The organism is Psychrobacter pacificensis (genome assembly GCF_900101915.1).
Taxonomy (GTDB): Bacteria; Pseudomonadota; Gammaproteobacteria; order Pseudomonadales; family Moraxellaceae; genus Psychrobacter; species Psychrobacter pacificensis.
This window is the reverse complement of sequence record NZ_FNAL01000003.1, coordinates 35,233-51,901: the sequence shown is the minus strand read 5'-3', so window position 1 is coordinate 51,901 and position 16,669 is coordinate 35,233. Positions and strand designations below refer to the sequence as shown.

Here is a 16,669-nt window from a genome sequence, read left to right as displayed (position 1 = left end):
GCTTTAGCGATAACCATTATTTAAGACAATCTCGTTAAAGCAGCTATGACCTAACCTTTAAATGTTAAAAGTAAAGGGTAAATTTGAAAAATTAAGGAGTTAAAATGACTTTACGACATTCTTCTTCACGCTTTTCGAAAATTTCATAACCTTTAGCAGCGTCAGACAAATTCATACGGTGAGTAATAATAGCTTCAGGTGATAAATCACCATTTTCAATATACTCTAATAATTGTGGTAAATACTTATGTACATGGGTTTGGCCCATTTTGAAAGTAAGCCCTTTATCAAAAGCGTCACCAAATAAGAAACCATGAATGGGTCCTGCATACACACCAGGAACACTAACGACCCCGCCACGACGCACAGCTGCCATACATTGACGTAAAGCTGCACCACTTGACCCTTCAATTTTCAAATTGGTCATTATTGTTTCTAGCATACTGCCTTTGGCTTCGAAGCCAATCGCATCAATAACACCGTCAACGCCGCGATGTCCTTTGGTCTGTTCAATGATGAATTCAGCAGCATCTACCTTATCGAAATTAACCGGAATAGCCCCGTACGTATCTTTGGCATACTGCAAACGGTAGTCATTATGATCTACCACGAAGATCTGCTCAGCGCCTAACATTTTGGCACAAGCGGCTGATAACAACCCCACAGGACCCGCACCATAAATAGCTACGGTTGAACCTTTAGTAATATTGGCATTTGTCACGGCCTGCCAAGCAGTTGGTAAAATATCTGATAAAAATAAAACCTTCTCATCTGACAGTGAGCCATTTACTTTGAACGGATTAAAATTACCTTTAGGAACCCGTACAAATTCTGCTTGTCCACCAGGAATCCCACCATATAAATGGCTAAAACCAAATAAAGCAGCCGGTGGCGGAATTATTTTTTTATTAATAGCAGCGCCTGGGCCTGTATTTGTAGTCTCACAAGCGGACATTAGGTCATGCTGACAGAAAAAGCAGTTACCACATGCAATAACAAAAGGAATAACAACTCTATCGCCTTTTTTAACAGCAGTGACTTCAGATCCTACTTCTTCAACCACACCCATAAACTCATGACCGAAGATATCACCTTCCTCGGTTGCAGGCATTTTGCCACGATATAAGTGTAAATCTGAGCCACAAATTGCAGTTGCAGTCACACGTAAAATAACATCATCTTTTTCTTGCAGTTTAGGTTCTGGGACATTGTCCACTCGCACATCTTTAGCACCGTGGTAAGTTAAAGCACGCATAATTTCTCCAGTTAAGTAAAGCTTGCAAAATCTCGATAAACTATAATCTGTGATAATACAAGATGAAAGTTATTAGAAACAGTGGTTTATGTTAACTAAGCTAAGTATTACTCAATTAGATTAGCACCTTGAAAAACAAGATTTATAATCAACGTGTGTTAAAAAGGTTGCGTGTTGTAAGTAAAAAATTGTAGTGGTCAACTAATTTAGGACACTAATAAAATTCAAACATACATCGCCATTCCTTATAACCCTAAGTCGAGAACGGATAATAATTATAAGCGTTGGGGCAACTTTTATGACCGCCAAGATCTTGTAGCGACATAATTAAATCGGCCCATGTTTAAGAGGTTATACTACCCCAAAGAGGATAATTAGTATGACGACCAAACGCCGCGCATATACCCGAGAATTCAAGTTATAGTAGAACCTCAATAAAATTGATACAGCATAGGAAACGCGCTCGATTAAATGCTACTTTTCTTGCTTGCTGTGACTGCGTCTCCAGAGGCTGCGAAAAATAACGTTGAATCTTATTGTATCGATTTTATAGTAATCTAACTATATGGTATAAGATCTAAGCCTATAGATATAAACTCGTTAAGTTAAAAACCCTGATACGTCGGATATTCAACGATTCAAAGCAATCGGCTGGCGCTCGTACCATTATCGCCATACTGTGGAATGAACATGGATTCAGTTGACGCGCTACCTAGCGTCTAAGTTTATAAAAGGCATGGGACTAATGAGCTGTCAGCTCAAGACGCATAAATAACAGCAGGCTGATCAAGAACACAAAACCCATGACAATATCTTAGATCGCAACTTTAGCCCAAAAGCGCCTAATCAAGTCTGGACAGGTGATGTAACCTATGTCCGTATCAAAGGCGGTTGGTGTTACTTGGCTGTCGTTCTAGACCTGTTTGCACGGCGCGTGGTGGGCTTTAGTGTCTCAGACTCTCCCAATAGCACTTTGACCGCCAAAGCGCTACAGATGGCGTATCAGACTAGACTCAAGCCTAATGGAGTGCTGTTTCACTCTGATCAAGGCACGCATTACACCAGCAAACAGTTCGCTGAGTCAGTCGCAAGTTGTCACGGTATGGTTCAAAGTATGAGCTGAAAAGGAAACTGTTGGGACAACGCCCCAACTGAACGCTTCTTTAGAAGCTTCAAGACGGAGTGGATGCTAAAGGGCGGCTACGAAGAGATTGCTGAAGCATCAAGTGCTATCATTAACTATATTTGGGGCTATTATCAAGCTGTGAGACCGCACAGCTTCAACAACTCTTTAACACCATTAGAGACAGAGAGACGCTACCTTAATCAAAACCTCTTATTAGTCCTAAATTAGTTGACTACTACAGTCTATATCCAAGAAATAGGTTTAGAACGGCTTAAAAATATAATTCCCTAGTATCGACTATATTTATAAACATTTTTTATCCCCTCGTTTTGTGTACTTGTAGGTATACTTTGCGAGCGTCATTCGAGGTTTTCCATGGTTAAACAACATCGACAAGCACTGGTGGTTGAAGGCGGCGGCATGCGTGGCGCATTTAGCAGTGGTGTCTTAGACGCCTTTTTACAACAACAATTCAATCCTTTTGATCTGTGTGTGGGCGTCTCTTCAGGTTCAACTAACGTTGCTAACTATTTGGCCGCACAACAAGGCCGCACCCTGCATATTTACTTGGATCATTCCCTTCGATCTGAATTTATTCATTATGGCCGTTTCCTTAGAGGCGGTGACTTACTGGATCTAAAGTGGATGTGGGATATAGTGGAGCAAGAATATCCACTGGATCAGGCACAGTTATTTGCCAATCATGCTGAATTTTACATGGTGTTAACACATGCTATTTCAGGACAAGCAACCTACATCAAAGCGGCTAAAGACAATATTTTGGATGGATTAAGGGCATCAAGCTCTATCCCAGTGCTGACCCGCCAAGCGGTCGAGATATTTGGTGAGCCTTATTTTGATGGTGGTGTGGCAGATGCTTTGCCCGTACAGTGGGCGGCTGGGCAAGAGAGTATTGATAAGCTCATGGTCATACGTACTCGCCCGCAAAACTACGCTAAAGCAAGCAGTAAAGGCGATCAGCTATTGGCTAAATATTATACTAAGCAACGATATGGTTTTGCCCAAAGCTTGTTGACGCGAACCCAACGCTACAACGACTCGGTACAATTTTTACAGACGCCATCATCACAGAAAATTTTAGAGATTTGTCCACCCGACTTAAAAAACATGGCGAGTCGATTGTCCAAAAATAAAGCCAAAATCCGTTATAGCTATGATGTGGGACTAGAAATTGGACACAAGGCGATTGAAGATTGGCATCAGCTTTAACCTTTTTATTTTGTAAAGAAGAGATATTAAATAGAAAACACGGGCTTCAAATATAAGAAATTGGCTTAAATAATCTTAGATAACCTTTGAATCAAAAAGGTTAGTAACTAAGCTAAAATAAGATAAGTAATGATATAATGACCCGATAATTGATACTCTATGAAAGGTTTATACGATGGCTCGTACCGCTAGCGCATTGCACATTTTAGTCAAACAAAAAGAGTTGGCAGAAGATATTATGGCCAAGCTCAAAAAAGGCGCAGCATTTGATGTGCTGGCCAAACGATACTCAACCTGTCCATCAGGCAAAAAAGGCGGTCATTTAGGTGAGTTCAAAAAAGGCCAAATGGTAGGACCTTTTGATAAAATCTGCTTCAACGGTGAGCTTTTCACCCCTCATTTGGTAAAAACCAAATTTGGCTGGCATGTGGTCAAAGTGCTTTACAGAACGTAAGCGTTAGACTGTAAAAACGCAAGTCGCCGCTTTAATGACAAGACGACTGAACCATTCAATTTAGGCTTTTTTCTTAGCAAAAAAGCTTTTTATCAGGTAAAACGGTGCTTTATGTATAACAATTCCTCGACTCGTCTCAATAAATACATCAGCGAAAGTGGGATTTGTTCCAGACGCGATGCTGACCGCTTTGTTGAACAAGGTAATGTATACATCAATGGCAAGCGTGCATCGGTGGGTGATCAAGTGGCTGCTGGAGACGTAGTAAAAGTCAACGGACAGCTGATTGAGCCACGCGAGCCTGATGATTTTATTTTTATTGCCTTAAATAAGCCAGTGGGCATTGTCAGCACCACGGAAAGCTCTGAAAAAAACAACATTGTCGATTTTGTGAGACACTCGGTACGTATCTTTCCGATTGGGCGTTTGGACAAAGACTCTCAAGGATTAATTTTTTTGACCAATAATGGTGATCTGGTCAATAAAGTATTGCGTGCTGGCAATAACCACGAAAAAGAGTATCTGGTCACAGTAAATAAGCCAATCACGGATAGCTTTATTGAGGGTATGGCGAGTGGCGTGCCAATGCTGGGCAAGATGACAAAAAAATGTCCCGTTACTAAGGTAGCACCCAACGTCTTTAACATCACACTCATTCAAGGTTTGAACCGTCAAATCCGCCGTATGTGTGAGCATTTTGGTTATGAGGTCGTCAAGCTTGAGCGTACGCGGATTATGAATGTAAGCCTTAAGGGGCTTCCTGTCGGCGACTGGCGAGACCTGACACCAACAGAGCTATCGACCCTACTAAAGGCAGTAGAAAAATCCTCGTCGCAAGACAATCATTCGGGCAAAAAATCGCGCAATGCACCACGAAAAAAACCGCGTACTGACGCTCAATCAAAGTCAAAACCCTCTGCAAAATTAGCAGGTACTGCAAAGGGGCGCAATAAGTACGCCAAGGATGATGCCAGAAAGCCAGCAGGTTCTAAAGGTAGAGATGGGCGTCCGTCCAGTCGTGGCAAAAACGCTGCAGGCAATGGTAAACCCACTACAAACGGCAGACGCCCCTCAAAAGGTCGAGGGTCTAAGCGATAATAATTGTCTAATTTCATCACATCGCTGTCATAGTGATCAAAACGATGAAGATACGACACTTTAAAAGAATTAGGGCGATATCCGTTGATAGATATCGCTCTTTTTTGCTTTGTTCAATCCAGTTTATGTGCACAAATCTATATACTACTGACCATCGTGTCAGGTGATAAAATCGCTGCAAGTTCCTCATCACTGAGCAGCTTTTCTTGTTTGACCAGCTCCGCCACGCCTGACCCACTCAGCAACGCATTTCCTGCGATACGACTGGCATTTTCATAACCGATATGTGGTACCAGTGCTGTCACGATACCGATACTGTTTTCGACATGCTGCGCACAGCGAGCTTTATTGGCGGTTATACCTTGAATACAGCGCTCATCGAGCATACGAATCGATTTTTCTAACAGGCGCGCATTGTTTAGTAGGTTATAAACAATCAGCGGCTCCATTGCATTGAGCTGCAGTTGCCCTGCTTCTGCTGCCATGGTAATCGTCATGTCCGTCCCCATTACCTGAAACGCAGCTTGGTTCATGGCCTCAGGAATCACAGGATTGACTTTACCCGGTATAATAGACGAGCCAGGTTGCATCGCTGGCAAGTTAATCTCGCCCAAGCCCGTACGCGGTCCACTCGACAGTAGACGTAAATCGTTGCTCAATTTAGACAGCTTAATAGCTAGGCGTTTGAGCGCACTCGAAAACGTAATAAACGCACCCATATCGGCACTGGCGGCGATCAAATCCTCAGAGAGCGTCACTGGCAGACCACTGATATCCGCGAGCTCACTAATCGCTAAGCGGGCATAACCTTTGGGCGCATTGATGCCCGTACCAATCGCCGTACCGCCCAAGTTCAACTCACATAACTGTAAACAAGCATCTTCGATTCGCGCCGTTTCACTGCCTAGATCACTGGCGAAAGCGTTAAACTCTTGCCCCAACGTCATCGGTACTGCGTCTTGCAATTGAGTACGACCCATTTTTAGAATGCTGCTAAATTCTTTACCTTTGATAGCTAAGCTGTTTTGTAGCTTGATAATGGCCTCTTGCAGTGGTTTTGCCGCAAATACCATCGCCAAACGTGCCGCGCTTGGATAGACATCATTGGTCGACTGAGAGCGATTGACGTCATTGTTAGGATGGAGATGACTATACTGACCATACTCAAACCCCATCTTTTTTAAGCCAATATTGGCAATCACTTCATTGGCATTCATGTTGGTTGACGTGCCCGCCCCGCCTTGGATGAGATCAACAATAAACTGCTCATGATGCTCGCCTTGTATCAGATCGCTACACGCATCAGTGATGGCGCTAAGCTTCTCTTCACTGAGTAGACCGTGTTGATAATTGGCTTTGGCAGCAGCCGCTTTCACCATTGCCAGTGCTTTGATCAAATCAGGAAAATGGCTAATTGGCATGCCAGTAATATCAAAATTTTGCGCGGCGCGTTGGGTTTGGATTCCGTATAGTGCGGTTGCAGGAACGGCTTGCTCACCCAATAAATCTTTTTCAATGCGAGTATGGGCTTTATTATCGATAAGGTTATCTGTATTTTCCATATTTTTATAACTTCTTAGACATAAGAGAGATTTAAGAAGTAGGCCGACAAAAATGACTCTGTTAAGTGTTTTGTCTTGGCGCTACTCAATATGAGCGCCATCGTAACCGAGAATTTAGTACAAGAAAAACGCAAATATTTCGCTCTCAGCCCCAAAAATTTTGCTGCTTAATAAAAAATATGACAGATTAGGTTGTTCTATAAAAAAGAATGAGCACTTTTACAGTAGTTCTTTTGGAAAAAATTTATATGGCAAGAAAAATTTTATGAGAAAGCTTATTGGTTGAAAAAGTGGATTAATCGCTAATTATACGTGCCGAAAGTAAAAACCTAGCTTCAGTGACAAAGGTTTATAAGACTCTTGACTCACTTACAGCCCCAACACCTGCTTTAGAGCATTGATTTGTGGCTGCTGACGATCGGTATAACGATATGCCAATACAACTTCGCGCACCAAACTGTTATCCCCTAAATGGTGAATTTGAACGGGCGGCGTACTTCTAATCCATAGCCCAGCATACGGAATCAAAGCCACCCCCAGCCCCGACTCCACCATGCGCACGATCGCATCCAGATCATTAATCTCCATGATCGTATTTACCTTGATGTCCTGTTGTTTAAAGAACTTGTTTATCTTTGCGCCTGCTGAGGACTGTAAGGTGTAATGGATAAAAGGATGCTGCTCAAGCGTTTGTCTGAGGCTATGAAAGGGCCATTTTTTAGGGCTGATGAGCACATAAGGCTCGGTCATAATGGACTGCGTGACAATATCTTTTGGCAAGGCAAATGCTGGCTGTATGGTAATTGCCGCATCTATCTCCCCAACTTCTAGTTTCTCAAATAACTCTACGGCACGCCCGGGGACAATTTCCGTCTGCATTAAGGGGGCAAGTAACGTAATCGCCTTTAGTGCCTCTGGCAAGATACCCACTTGTACGGAGTTTATCGAGCCAATCCTAAGCTGCCCGTAATAGCTTGCAATATCGGTATCTGAGGACAACTGCATTGTTGAATAAAGCGCCAAAATCTCTTTGGCGATCGGTAATACGCGCGTGCCTTGCGGGTTTAGGGTAATGGCACGAGCAGAACGGGTAAATAAAGATAACCCTAGATTGTCTTCCAAGGTTTTTATTTGTGCACTGACCGCAGACTGGGTCAAGTTGATGTGCCGAGCTGCTGCGGCAAAACTGTCTAACTCGCAAACAGCGACGAAGGTTTTAAGCTCTCTTATCATTGATATCACCACACTTATATATTACGTCTTATGCTTGAATACGCGCGTTACGTCTATTAAGCTCATTCATTTCAAAGATGACGGCTTTCTGTCCAAAGTAGCTCATTAAGCCTTCGCCGTGACTCTTAAGGTCTGCTGATTGACCTTTGTTTATTCCTCTGTTATATTTTAAGACGATACATAATGTATCATTTTATTTGACCTAAGTTTGATTTAAGTAAGCTGTTATCTCTACGTGATTACCCTATCACTATACTTTTCTCATCACTTTTTTTCATCGTTGGACTGGTGATATTGAGTTCATGCTAACGATAGCTATTATGAACAACCGTTTACTGTATTTTTTTCATTACTAGATATTTCTCAAGTACTGATCCGGCAGAAAGCACTGATACTTAAGGGCATTATCCTACCATTTAACTAAAAAATAATAAAAACAGTCCATAAAATTTTATTGGACAGTAAACCACCTAAATCCTATTTATAAGAGACGATCCGCTTCACAAAGTATAGTTCACCGCCTATTTTCCATGGAAGGAAATCAAAATCATGAGCATTTTTGCTATTTTGTTGTCTTTGTTCCTCTTAATGTATTTTGCCTATCGAGGCGTGAGCGTCTTAGTTTTGGCACCTCTACTCGCTATCTTGGCAGTGGTATTAAGTGGACAGAGCAGCCAAACGATGGGGATCTATACTGAAGTCTTTATGCAAGGTCTTGGCGGCTTTGCGGTCAAATACTTCCCCCTATTTATCTTGGGGGCTATTTTTGGCAAATTGATGGAAGATTCTGGTTACGCCTGTAGCGTCGCCCGCAATTCTTAACGCACTAGAAAATTACTGGTTGTTATAGTGATGTAATAATAGAAGGTCTAGGATGGTTAGCAGATGTCATTGCTAAAAAATTCGATTATAGTAGATATTCCTTATAATAACTGCTACTTACAGTAGCTACTAATAGTATTCATCCAAATAGACTGAGGGATTAAATCATGAAAACATTAGGATTATGTATTGCCGCAGGACTGGGCTTAAGCGCTTGTGCGAGCGGTGGAACGATGGGTAACACCAACTCAAACAATATCGTCACTCAGTATCCTGTTGAGACTGCCATGCTCAATATCTATACCAAACAACGTAGTGAAAATTTGGTTGCCACTATCGGCAATCAAACGGCCTCAGCAGATATTCAAGTCACGCCTAAAGGCTACATGGTTTTCAATAATAAAAAGGTACAAGGTACTGAGATCAACACGATCAATAAAGTGAACAATCAAATCACTGACCAGTCAGTCGCTATCAATTACTTCACCTTGAACCCTTTGGTATTTCACGGTTTTACAGACAGCACAGGCAAATACTCGGTCTCGAACCAAACAACCACTATCCCAAAAATGGCGACGGTGGGCGACTCAAACAAATTGATTACTGAAAATGTCTATAGCGATAGCAGCATGCGCAAAAAAATAGGAACCTATAACCAAAACTGGTCCCTGACGCGAGACAGCAATCAGACCGCATGGTTCTGTATCGAAACCTCAGACAACATGCTTGCTGGTGGCACCTCTGAAGGCAGTTCAAAAGAATGCTACAAAATCAATGCCAAAGGCGACATACTTGCGAGCAAAGTTACTATCGCATCGCCAGCTGGTAATGGCGGACAGACGATTACGTTTAATAGCAAGTAAGCAGTTCTATGTATCAACCATTTCTTTCATTGGTCGTTCATAGAGTCAGGTGATAAAAAGTATGAAAAAAGGAGCTGAATTATCAGCTCCTTTTTTATAGCTTATTGAGCATAACTTAACCACTGCCCTCGCTAATGGTGAAATAGCCAATGGTTAAATAATATTGACCTCATAACTAAATTTTTCTGCCAATCCATAAGGTTCTCTATATTCGATAGGGTCCCCTTCTATGTTTTTAGCAACGCGGCATACTTTTACCAAGTTTTCTTGTTCGGTATTGTCCAAATAAGGGTCTATATGATTGGAGATAAAAAACAGCATTTCTACGGCAGATGAGACAAACTGACCGCACTTTTTGTAATAAAAAGGATCCTGTGGGCTTTTTCATTGCCTTTATGAGCACGTTGGTGGATGGCCTAGGTCCCATTCTTAACCCTTTTTATATGAACGCAGGTCTAGAAAAAGAGAATCTTATTGCGACCAAAACGGCGAATTCTTTTTTGTCGGTATTGTACAAGTCGTCAGCTACGCCTTTTTTGGCATACTCACAGTCAAGATCTGTGTGTATGGTCTGGTATTAGGACTGGGTGCCGTTATTGGCAACGTCATTGGCAAGCACTTTTTGGCTGGCATCAGTATTAGTCAGTTTAGAATAATGCTGCTGATACTAATGGTGATTAGCGGTCTAATAATGATCATAAGAAATATTGATATATTGCTATAAAGAACTTCCAACTCTGTACCGTCAGTGTTCACAGTAAATTCGTCTAAAGAGTTAGGCGTATTAATTTTGAGCAATCAATTACCGCGACTTTTGCGCTAAGCTACTTAAACTTAAATGCTATATCAAAGATACGTTATCTGACCATGCGCCAGCCTCTAAACTTGGCAAAGAAACCCTTCAATCTTTCAGAAAAATTAAAAGTCTCAGCTTCTGGTACTTCTTCAACATGATGACGCGTTGCTAATATCGGCTGCTGTACCAGTTTTTCGTGATGCTCAAACGCGCGGTTCAGACTGATACTCATGATAGAGAAGTTGGTAGGACGTGGCAGACAGCGATATACCTGCCCTTTATTGATGAGATCAATCACCATGTGAGCGTCTTTAAATTCAGTCAACATCAGCACCATCAGATCGGGCTGGATATTTTTTAGAGCGTAGACAATAGGAGTAATATTTTCTTCGTTGAGCGTCGCATCCGTGATGGTGACACCAAACTTATTTTTTTGTAATAACTTCGCAGCCTGCTCGAGGTTGCTTGCCCAGCTCACTGTATAAGTACTTTTAAACTGATTTTTTATTTCTTGATAAATACTCTCATCATCATCTAATACCAGTATATTCCTTTTGCTACTAGCATTCATAAAACTCTGAGATTCATCACCTTGCTTCATATTTTGGGTAATATCTTGCGTTTGCTGAGCAATCTCTGTGGCTTTATTTACGATCTTTTTGAGCTCATCATTTTGCCAAGGCTTGGTGATATAACGGTAAATCTCTCCGTCATTGACCGAGTCAATCACCGCATTGAGATCCGCATAGCCTGTTAACAAGATACGAATGGTATTGGGTGACGCTTCTTTAATATCACGCAAGACTTCCGTCCCTTGCTTATCAGGCATACGTTGGTCACTGATGACCACTTGTACATCGTGCTCGCTGACATATTTCATAAGCTCAGTGGCATCCGTGGTGGTAAATACATCGTGCGACTGGCGAAAATGCATTTTTAGACTGCGTAAAATGCGCGGCTCATCATCGATAAAGGCAATTTTTGGTTTTTGCATGAGGCTCTCTTTAGGTGAGTGGTGAGAAGTCTCTCAACCTTCAAATAAGGCTTTGGAGGGTTTATTTTCATAAGTTTTCGACTGTATTGGCAGCATAATGGTAAAAGTTGTGCCCTCGCCGACGATTGAGCTCGCTGCAATACTGCCGCCATGCTGCTCAATAATTTGCGTGCTGATCGCCAGCCCTAAACCCGTTCCATCGCCTGCTTTTTTGGTGGTAAAAAACGGCTCAAAGATACGCTCTAAAGCCTGCTCGTTGATACCGATACCATTATCTGTGACCTGCACCACTACCTGCGACTGCGTCTCATCGACAGCTGATGTGATATGCAATTTGCCTTTTTGATCAGGCGCTATGGCTTGAGCGGCATTATTGAATAAATTTAATAGCACTTGATTGATTTGCGAAGGATTGCATTGAATCAGTGGCAGTGTCGCTAGGTTGGTCGTAATATCTAGGGTTTTGAGGTTATTGCGCGCCATGACCAGCGAGGTGGTGATACAGTCATTGATATCGACGTCTTTTACTTTTGATTCATCAATTCTAGAAAAGTCGCGCAAACTTACCACCAACTCAGCTATCTGATCGACCCCGTACAAGCTGTCTTTGATCAAATCGGCCAAGTCCTCACTGACTTCATCTTCTTTGATCTCTTCACAGCATTGTAGAGTTTGAGCCGTCAATTGTGCTACTTGCGCTCGGTCAGCACTGGAGTCTTTTAGCGCCTGCAATAGCTGGTCAGTATGGCTGATCAGCTCATCGAAACGCGTCAAGTTATCACCGACCAGTTCGATATTACTGCGTACATAGCCCAGTGGTGTGTTGACCTCGTGCGCCACGCCTGCCACCATTTGACCCAAGGTTGCCATTTTTTCAGAGCGCACTAATTGTACTTGTGAGGCTTTTAGCTCATCCATAGCTTGCTGTAGATCTTGGGTACGGGCAGCGACTTGTTTTTCTAGATGGACGTTGATTTCGGCAAGCGCGCCTTCGTTTTCGACCACACGATCAATCAGTTGGTTGGTCTGCTCACTTATGATCTGAATTTCGCTCACGCTTGAGCTGGGCAGCTTATGTGCGAGCAATTTTTGATATTGTTTTTGTTCAATCAAAGCACCCATCTCAGCCACCAAAAGCGACATACGTTGTAATGGACGAGTAAAATACTGACGGAACACCCATGCCGTTAATAATAAAATAGGGATAAAGCCGAGCAACATGGCTTGAATCAGCTGATTGGATAGAGCATTGGCGACACTGAGCAAGTCGCTATTGGGTTTTACAATCACCATTTTCCAGTAAGTAAATGGCATTCGAAAGACGAAGGCTGTGGCTGGCTGCTGTAAGACAAAATCATTGGGCACAGCGATGGTATCGACCAGATGGCTGTCGACTAAATTGAAAGTTTGATCGATATTTAACAAAAGCAACGCTGAGAGCAACTCAGACTCTTGCTCACTTATTTTGCCCAGATTGGTTGTGCTCAAAATACTACGCGCCGCCAAGGTAAAACGGCTTTCATCTTTGGCAGTGGCATCATCAATGAGCGTATCGTTAATGCGACCCAAACTGTCCGCGATAGGCGCAAAACTCGGATTGATAGCCGCCAACTGACTGGCGTTCATCATCTCACCTTGTGGATTGTTGGCGGTGGTTTGAGTGACGAGCGACTGCTCAGGAAAGGTCAAAAATCGATTGTCCAAATCAACCAAAAAGACATAGCCGCCTATTTTTTCTTGCCACCTCTTCATGGCAGCATCAAGATTGTCCAATAATAAGTTAAAACTCACCACGCCATCAAACGCTTGATTAGTACTGTTGTACAATGCTTTAGCACAAGTCATCATCGGCTGATTGCTGGTGGGATCGATGTATGCCCGACTCCAGACACAATGATCATGATTGGCGTACAACGCTGGAATATACCACCAGTCTCGATAATAAGCATTGGGCGTTTGACTTACTTGGTCATAGCGCGTCACTGACTGCATGCTGCCTGACTCATCGCGCGCCCATACAAACGACTGACGCTCTTGACCTTGGGCATACATATTTGGGTCAAACCACACCCCACCACCCACGATTCTTTGATCCATCTGTTGCATGAGATTGCCAAAGGTTTCTTGGTAAAGTGCATCCTCTTTAGGTAGACCGCCCGCCATCGTACTGCTTGCTTTTGCCAGCCCATCGACATGGTTGATACTCACCATGATGCTGTTGATGACTTCGTTGCCTGTTTCAATCACGGTCTCTGATGTCATTTCCATAATCCGCGGCTTGCCTTGGGTTTCAATGACCAAATACACCATGAGGATAATCAGCAAAAAAGCCAACGCTAAAATAATCAGCATACGGGTAGAGATACTACCAAGCCTGCCAGCAACGCTCATACACACACCTTTTATCTACGCATCAACTGCTATCAATGAATCGCTTAATGGATATCAATCTCTGTGACACACAGCAACTATTTATAATGGGCATAAGAATACGGCCGAGTTGTGAACATATGATGACAAAGAAGATACTGGTTAATAAAAGTTGGACTATTGAAAAAGGCTTGTAAAAACGGAGAATGAGAGAGGTTGAACGATAGGAGTTTTGAGGTATTTATAAAACAAAAAAATGCAGCGCACCGTTTGATGCCCTGCGTTTAACGACCCTTGGTTTGCTGACTTGCCAACCGACGTGCAAGCGCTACTAGCGTATAACGCTGTGCTAAAGGTATACCAAAAAAGCCAAATGATTCATGCTATTGGTGACAATGATGATGCGGCGCTGCACTTTGTCGTATCGGGTACGATTAGAGTCTGCAATGTGAGCACTAGCGGCAATGCCATGACCCTCGCTCACCTATCTAGTGGCGAATGGTTTGGTGAGATATCTATCATAGATGATAATCCTCGCACCCACGATGCATGGACGATTAATAAGGTTACGTTGATTTCTATCCCCAGAAAGGTGGTGATTCAAACGGCGCAACAGTATCCAATTTTATACAAGCACCTCGCGCTCATCACTTGTGCGCGTATTCGTAGAGCCTTTGATTGGATTGATGATGCCACCTCACTCAATATATCGGCGCGACTGGCGAGCATGCTCATGGGATTCATCGGTACTTATGGCAAGCAGATGGGTGACGATATCAAAATAGACTTACGCTTGTCGCAAGAAGAGCTTGGCTTTATGCTCGGTACCACCCGACAAACCATCAATAAAATCATTCAGTCTTGGCAAAAACAGGAATTCATAGATATGCACTATGGTTTTATTACCATAAAGAATCAGTCTGAGTTAAAAGCAATCATGAATCATGAATCCTGAATAATTTGAATATCTATGAAATTTTTCCGTAAAATTTTATATAAATCACTCAACACCTCGCAAACTAGCATCAGCATCAGCATCAGGATCAGCATCAAAGCTGCCACCTTAACATCTTCTTAACAGCACACTTGTTATGGTAAGGAATGACGTTTCCTACCATTCTGTTGAGAAGTATTTATATGTCAATATCTCAAACTGCCAAAATCGATGCGCCTAAAGCCAATAAAAAAAACAGCTATCTGAGTCAGCTCTACGATCATGAGGTAAATCTCAGTTATCTTATTATCATTGTTGCCTTATATTTGGTGGCGACTGCCAATATTGGCTTTTTTGAGCAGGTGCTAGATGTCTATCCATTTAGCAAAAACGTCGGCTTTATACTGTCTATTACTGGCTTGTTGTTTGGACTGATGTGGCTGGTATTACAACTGCTTTGCTATCGTCCGATTGCCAAACCAGTATTGATTGCGCTACTGATCACTGCTGCCATCTGCGGTTATTTTACCGATGCTTACGGGACGATATTTGACACCAACATGCTGATCAATAGTCTGGAGACCGATCAAGCAGAGGCGATGGGATTGTTTGCCCCTAGTATGGTCATTCGGGTGCTGCTACTGAGCGTGTTGCCAGCAGTTATCATTAGCAAAATTCGTCTAAAACGCTTTACTTGGCAACGCAGTATTCTACAAAAGACAGCTACCTTGATATTGTCTATCGCAGTTATCGCGGCGTGTCTTTTACCCTTTGGTGACCAGTACGCCAGCTTCTTTCGTCAGCATAAAGAGGTGCGCTCATATGCCAACCCAATCACGCCTATTTACTCTACCATCAAACTTGGCGAAAACTATGTCAATGAGCTGGGCCATCCTGATACTTTCACCCTACATGCGACAGATGCAAAGCGCGTCGCTCCTACCAGTAGCACTACAAACAGCAGCGCTGCAAAACCCAAGCTCATGGTGTTCGTCGTTGGCGAAACGGCTCGCGCTGATCACTTTGGTTTAAACGGCTATACACGCAATACCACGCCACTACTCTCAAAGCAATCAAACCTTTATAGCTTTAAAGATGCCGTCTCTTGTGGCACTTCGACTGCCTACTCAGTGCCCTGCATGTTCAGTTATGCAAATCGGGAAAATTATGATATCGATACCGCCAAGTACAATGAAAACGTACTCGATACGCTCAGCAAGCAAGGGGTCAATGTCGTGTGGCGAGACAACAACTCTAGCTCTAAAGGTGTGGCTGATCGTGTCACTTTTGAGGACTACAAAACGGCTGATACCAATCCGAACTGCGATGTTGAATGCCGAGATATTGGTATGCTTGATGGTTTTGATAAACTGGTTAAGTCAGGCAGCTCACCGAAAGAGACGCCTAAAGACATGCTTATTTTGTTACACCAAATGGGCAACCATGGCCCCGCTTATTACCAGCGCTACCCTAAAGAATTTGAAACGTACAAACCTGTCTGTATGACCAATGAGCTGTCAAAATGTGATACCCAGTCTTTGATCAATGGCTATGACAATGCGATTCTGTACACCGACTACTTTTTGAATAACGTGATCGATACCCTAAAAACTTACGAACAAAATTATGATGTAGTCATGGTTTATATGAGCGATCATGGCGAGAGTCTTGGTGAAAATAATATTTATTTGCATGGTCTGCCCTATAAGTTTGCCCCGGATACTCAAAAGCACGTGCCCGCAGTCATTTGGTCACCAGACAGCAATAACATCGATGCGGATAGTATCTCTAGTATGAGCAGTCAGCCCGTGTCACATGATTTTATTACGCCGACGTTGCTTAGCTTTTTTGGCATCACGACTGATGCGGTCAAAGGCGCGCCAACCTTTTTTAAAGTGAATAACTAAATCCATTTTTATATTGCTCCATCCT

The 16,669-nt window shown here is 42.7% G+C and carries 13 protein-coding genes and 2 pseudogenes; 9 read left to right on the top strand and 6 right to left on the bottom strand.

Annotated features, from left to right (window positions below; translation table 11 throughout):
- Positions 1–91 precede the first annotated feature (91 nt).
- Positions 92–1,255: a zinc-dependent alcohol dehydrogenase gene (locus BLR43_RS02675; protein WP_093068581.1), complete on the bottom strand. Its 1,164-nt coding sequence runs from the start codon at positions 1,253–1,255 to the stop codon at positions 92–94.
- A gap of 811 nt (positions 1,256–2,066) precedes the next feature.
- Here BLR43_RS02675 and BLR43_RS02670 point away from each other — a divergent pair.
- The 5 genes and pseudogenes from BLR43_RS02670 (at position 2,067) to rluF (ending at position 5,163) form a co-directional block, all read left to right on the top strand.
- The gene (locus tag BLR43_RS02670; RefSeq protein ID WP_093068579.1) at positions 2,067–2,378 is read left to right on the top strand and encodes a DDE-type integrase/transposase/recombinase; all 312 of its coding nucleotides are present in this window, start codon (positions 2,067–2,069) and stop codon (positions 2,376–2,378) included.
- 15 nt (positions 2,379–2,393) lie between these two features.
- Positions 2,394–2,609: pseudogene (locus tag BLR43_RS13990) on the top strand (integrase core domain-containing protein); the annotation flags it as partial.
- A 147-nt stretch (positions 2,610–2,756) separates the two neighbouring features.
- Positions 2,757–3,611 carry a patatin-like phospholipase family protein gene (locus BLR43_RS02660; RefSeq protein WP_093068575.1) on the top strand — a complete coding sequence of 285 codons (855 nt, stop codon included), beginning with the start codon at positions 2,757–2,759 and terminating at the stop codon, positions 3,609–3,611.
- Positions 3,612–3,786: 175 nt separating this feature from the next.
- On the top strand, positions 3,787–4,065 hold the full coding sequence (locus tag BLR43_RS02655) for a peptidylprolyl isomerase (RefSeq protein ID WP_093068572.1): 279 nt from the start codon (positions 3,787–3,789) through the stop codon (positions 4,063–4,065).
- 111 nt (positions 4,066–4,176) lie between these two features.
- Positions 4,177–5,163 (top strand): 23S rRNA pseudouridine(2604) synthase RluF, encoded by a 987-nt coding sequence (gene rluF / locus BLR43_RS02650; RefSeq protein ID WP_093068570.1) that lies wholly within the window; start codon positions 4,177–4,179, stop codon positions 5,161–5,163.
- Between the two features lie 137 nt (positions 5,164–5,300).
- On the opposite strand, the gene BLR43_RS02645 is transcribed toward rluF, so the two are convergent.
- Together BLR43_RS02645 and BLR43_RS02640 are read right to left on the bottom strand one after the other, a co-directional pair.
- A complete protein-coding gene (locus BLR43_RS02645; RefSeq protein WP_244265479.1) occupies positions 5,301–6,704 on the bottom strand; it encodes an aspartate ammonia-lyase in 1,404 nt (467 codons plus the stop codon).
- 390 nt (positions 6,705–7,094) lie between these two features.
- Positions 7,095–7,958, bottom strand: a complete 864-nt coding sequence (locus tag BLR43_RS02640; RefSeq protein WP_093068566.1) for a LysR substrate-binding domain-containing protein — start codon at positions 7,956–7,958, stop codon at positions 7,095–7,097.
- Between the two features lie 549 nt (positions 7,959–8,507).
- On the opposite strand from BLR43_RS02640, the pseudogene BLR43_RS02635 reads away from it, so the two are divergent.
- Positions 8,508–8,768: pseudogene (locus tag BLR43_RS02635) on the top strand (GntP family permease); the annotation flags it as partial.
- 179 nt (positions 8,769–8,947) lie between these two features.
- Positions 8,948–9,643: a hypothetical protein gene (locus BLR43_RS02630; protein WP_093068564.1), complete on the top strand. Its 696-nt coding sequence runs from the start codon at positions 8,948–8,950 to the stop codon at positions 9,641–9,643.
- 153 nt (positions 9,644–9,796) lie between these two features.
- Here the strand turns inward: BLR43_RS02630 and BLR43_RS13900 are convergent, their stop codons facing one another.
- The 3 genes from BLR43_RS13900 to BLR43_RS02610 all read right to left on the bottom strand — a co-directional run bounded on the left by BLR43_RS13900 (position 9,797) and on the right by BLR43_RS02610 (position 13,824).
- Positions 9,797–9,928, bottom strand: coding sequence for a hypothetical protein (locus tag BLR43_RS13900; RefSeq protein ID WP_265088258.1), 132 nt, complete (start codon positions 9,926–9,928; stop codon positions 9,797–9,799).
- 572 nt (positions 9,929–10,500) lie between these two features.
- On the bottom strand, positions 10,501–11,433 hold the full coding sequence (locus BLR43_RS02615) for a response regulator (protein ID WP_093068561.1): 933 nt from the start codon (positions 11,431–11,433) through the stop codon (positions 10,501–10,503).
- Positions 11,434–11,466: 33 nt separating this feature from the next.
- Entirely contained in the window at positions 11,467–13,824 is a 2,358-nt protein-coding gene (locus BLR43_RS02610) for a sensor histidine kinase (protein ID WP_093068558.1), read from the bottom strand.
- A gap of 286 nt (positions 13,825–14,110) precedes the next feature.
- Here BLR43_RS02610 and BLR43_RS02605 point away from each other — a divergent pair, with 286 nt between their 5' ends.
- Together BLR43_RS02605 and BLR43_RS02600 are read left to right on the top strand one after the other, a co-directional pair.
- On the top strand, positions 14,111–14,758 hold the full coding sequence (locus BLR43_RS02605; protein WP_093068554.1) for a Crp/Fnr family transcriptional regulator: 648 nt from the start codon (positions 14,111–14,113) through the stop codon (positions 14,756–14,758).
- A 182-nt stretch (positions 14,759–14,940) separates the two neighbouring features.
- Positions 14,941–16,644 (top strand): phosphoethanolamine transferase, encoded by a 1,704-nt coding sequence (locus BLR43_RS02600; RefSeq protein ID WP_227674144.1) that lies wholly within the window; start codon positions 14,941–14,943, stop codon positions 16,642–16,644.
- Positions 16,645–16,669 lie beyond the last annotated feature (25 nt).

What these genes read in the sequence shown, in the direction of transcription:
- BLR43_RS02640 (WP_093068566.1), bottom strand. Translation starts at nt 7,958, where the DNA reads ATGATAAGAGAGCTTAAAACCTTCGTCGCTGTTTGCGAGTTAGACAGT.
- BLR43_RS02615 (WP_093068561.1), bottom strand. Translation starts at nt 11,433, where the DNA reads ATGCAAAAACCAAAAATTGCCTTTATCGATGATGAGCCGCGCATTTTA.
- BLR43_RS02655 (WP_093068572.1), top strand. Translation starts at nt 3,787, where the DNA reads ATGGCTCGTACCGCTAGCGCATTGCACATTTTAGTCAAACAAAAAGAG.
- BLR43_RS02630 (WP_093068564.1), top strand. Translation starts at nt 8,948, where the DNA reads ATGAAAACATTAGGATTATGTATTGCCGCAGGACTGGGCTTAAGCGCT.
- BLR43_RS02610 (WP_093068558.1), bottom strand. Translation starts at nt 13,824, where the DNA reads ATGAGCGTTGCTGGCAGGCTTGGTAGTATCTCTACCCGTATGCTGATT.
- BLR43_RS02660 (WP_093068575.1), top strand. Translation starts at nt 2,757, where the DNA reads ATGGTTAAACAACATCGACAAGCACTGGTGGTTGAAGGCGGCGGCATG.
- BLR43_RS02675 (WP_093068581.1), bottom strand. Translation starts at nt 1,255, where the DNA reads ATGCGTGCTTTAACTTACCACGGTGCTAAAGATGTGCGAGTGGACAAT.
- rluF (WP_093068570.1), top strand. Translation starts at nt 4,177, where the DNA reads ATGTATAACAATTCCTCGACTCGTCTCAATAAATACATCAGCGAAAGT.
- BLR43_RS02600 (WP_227674144.1), top strand. Translation starts at nt 14,941, where the DNA reads ATGTCAATATCTCAAACTGCCAAAATCGATGCGCCTAAAGCCAATAAA.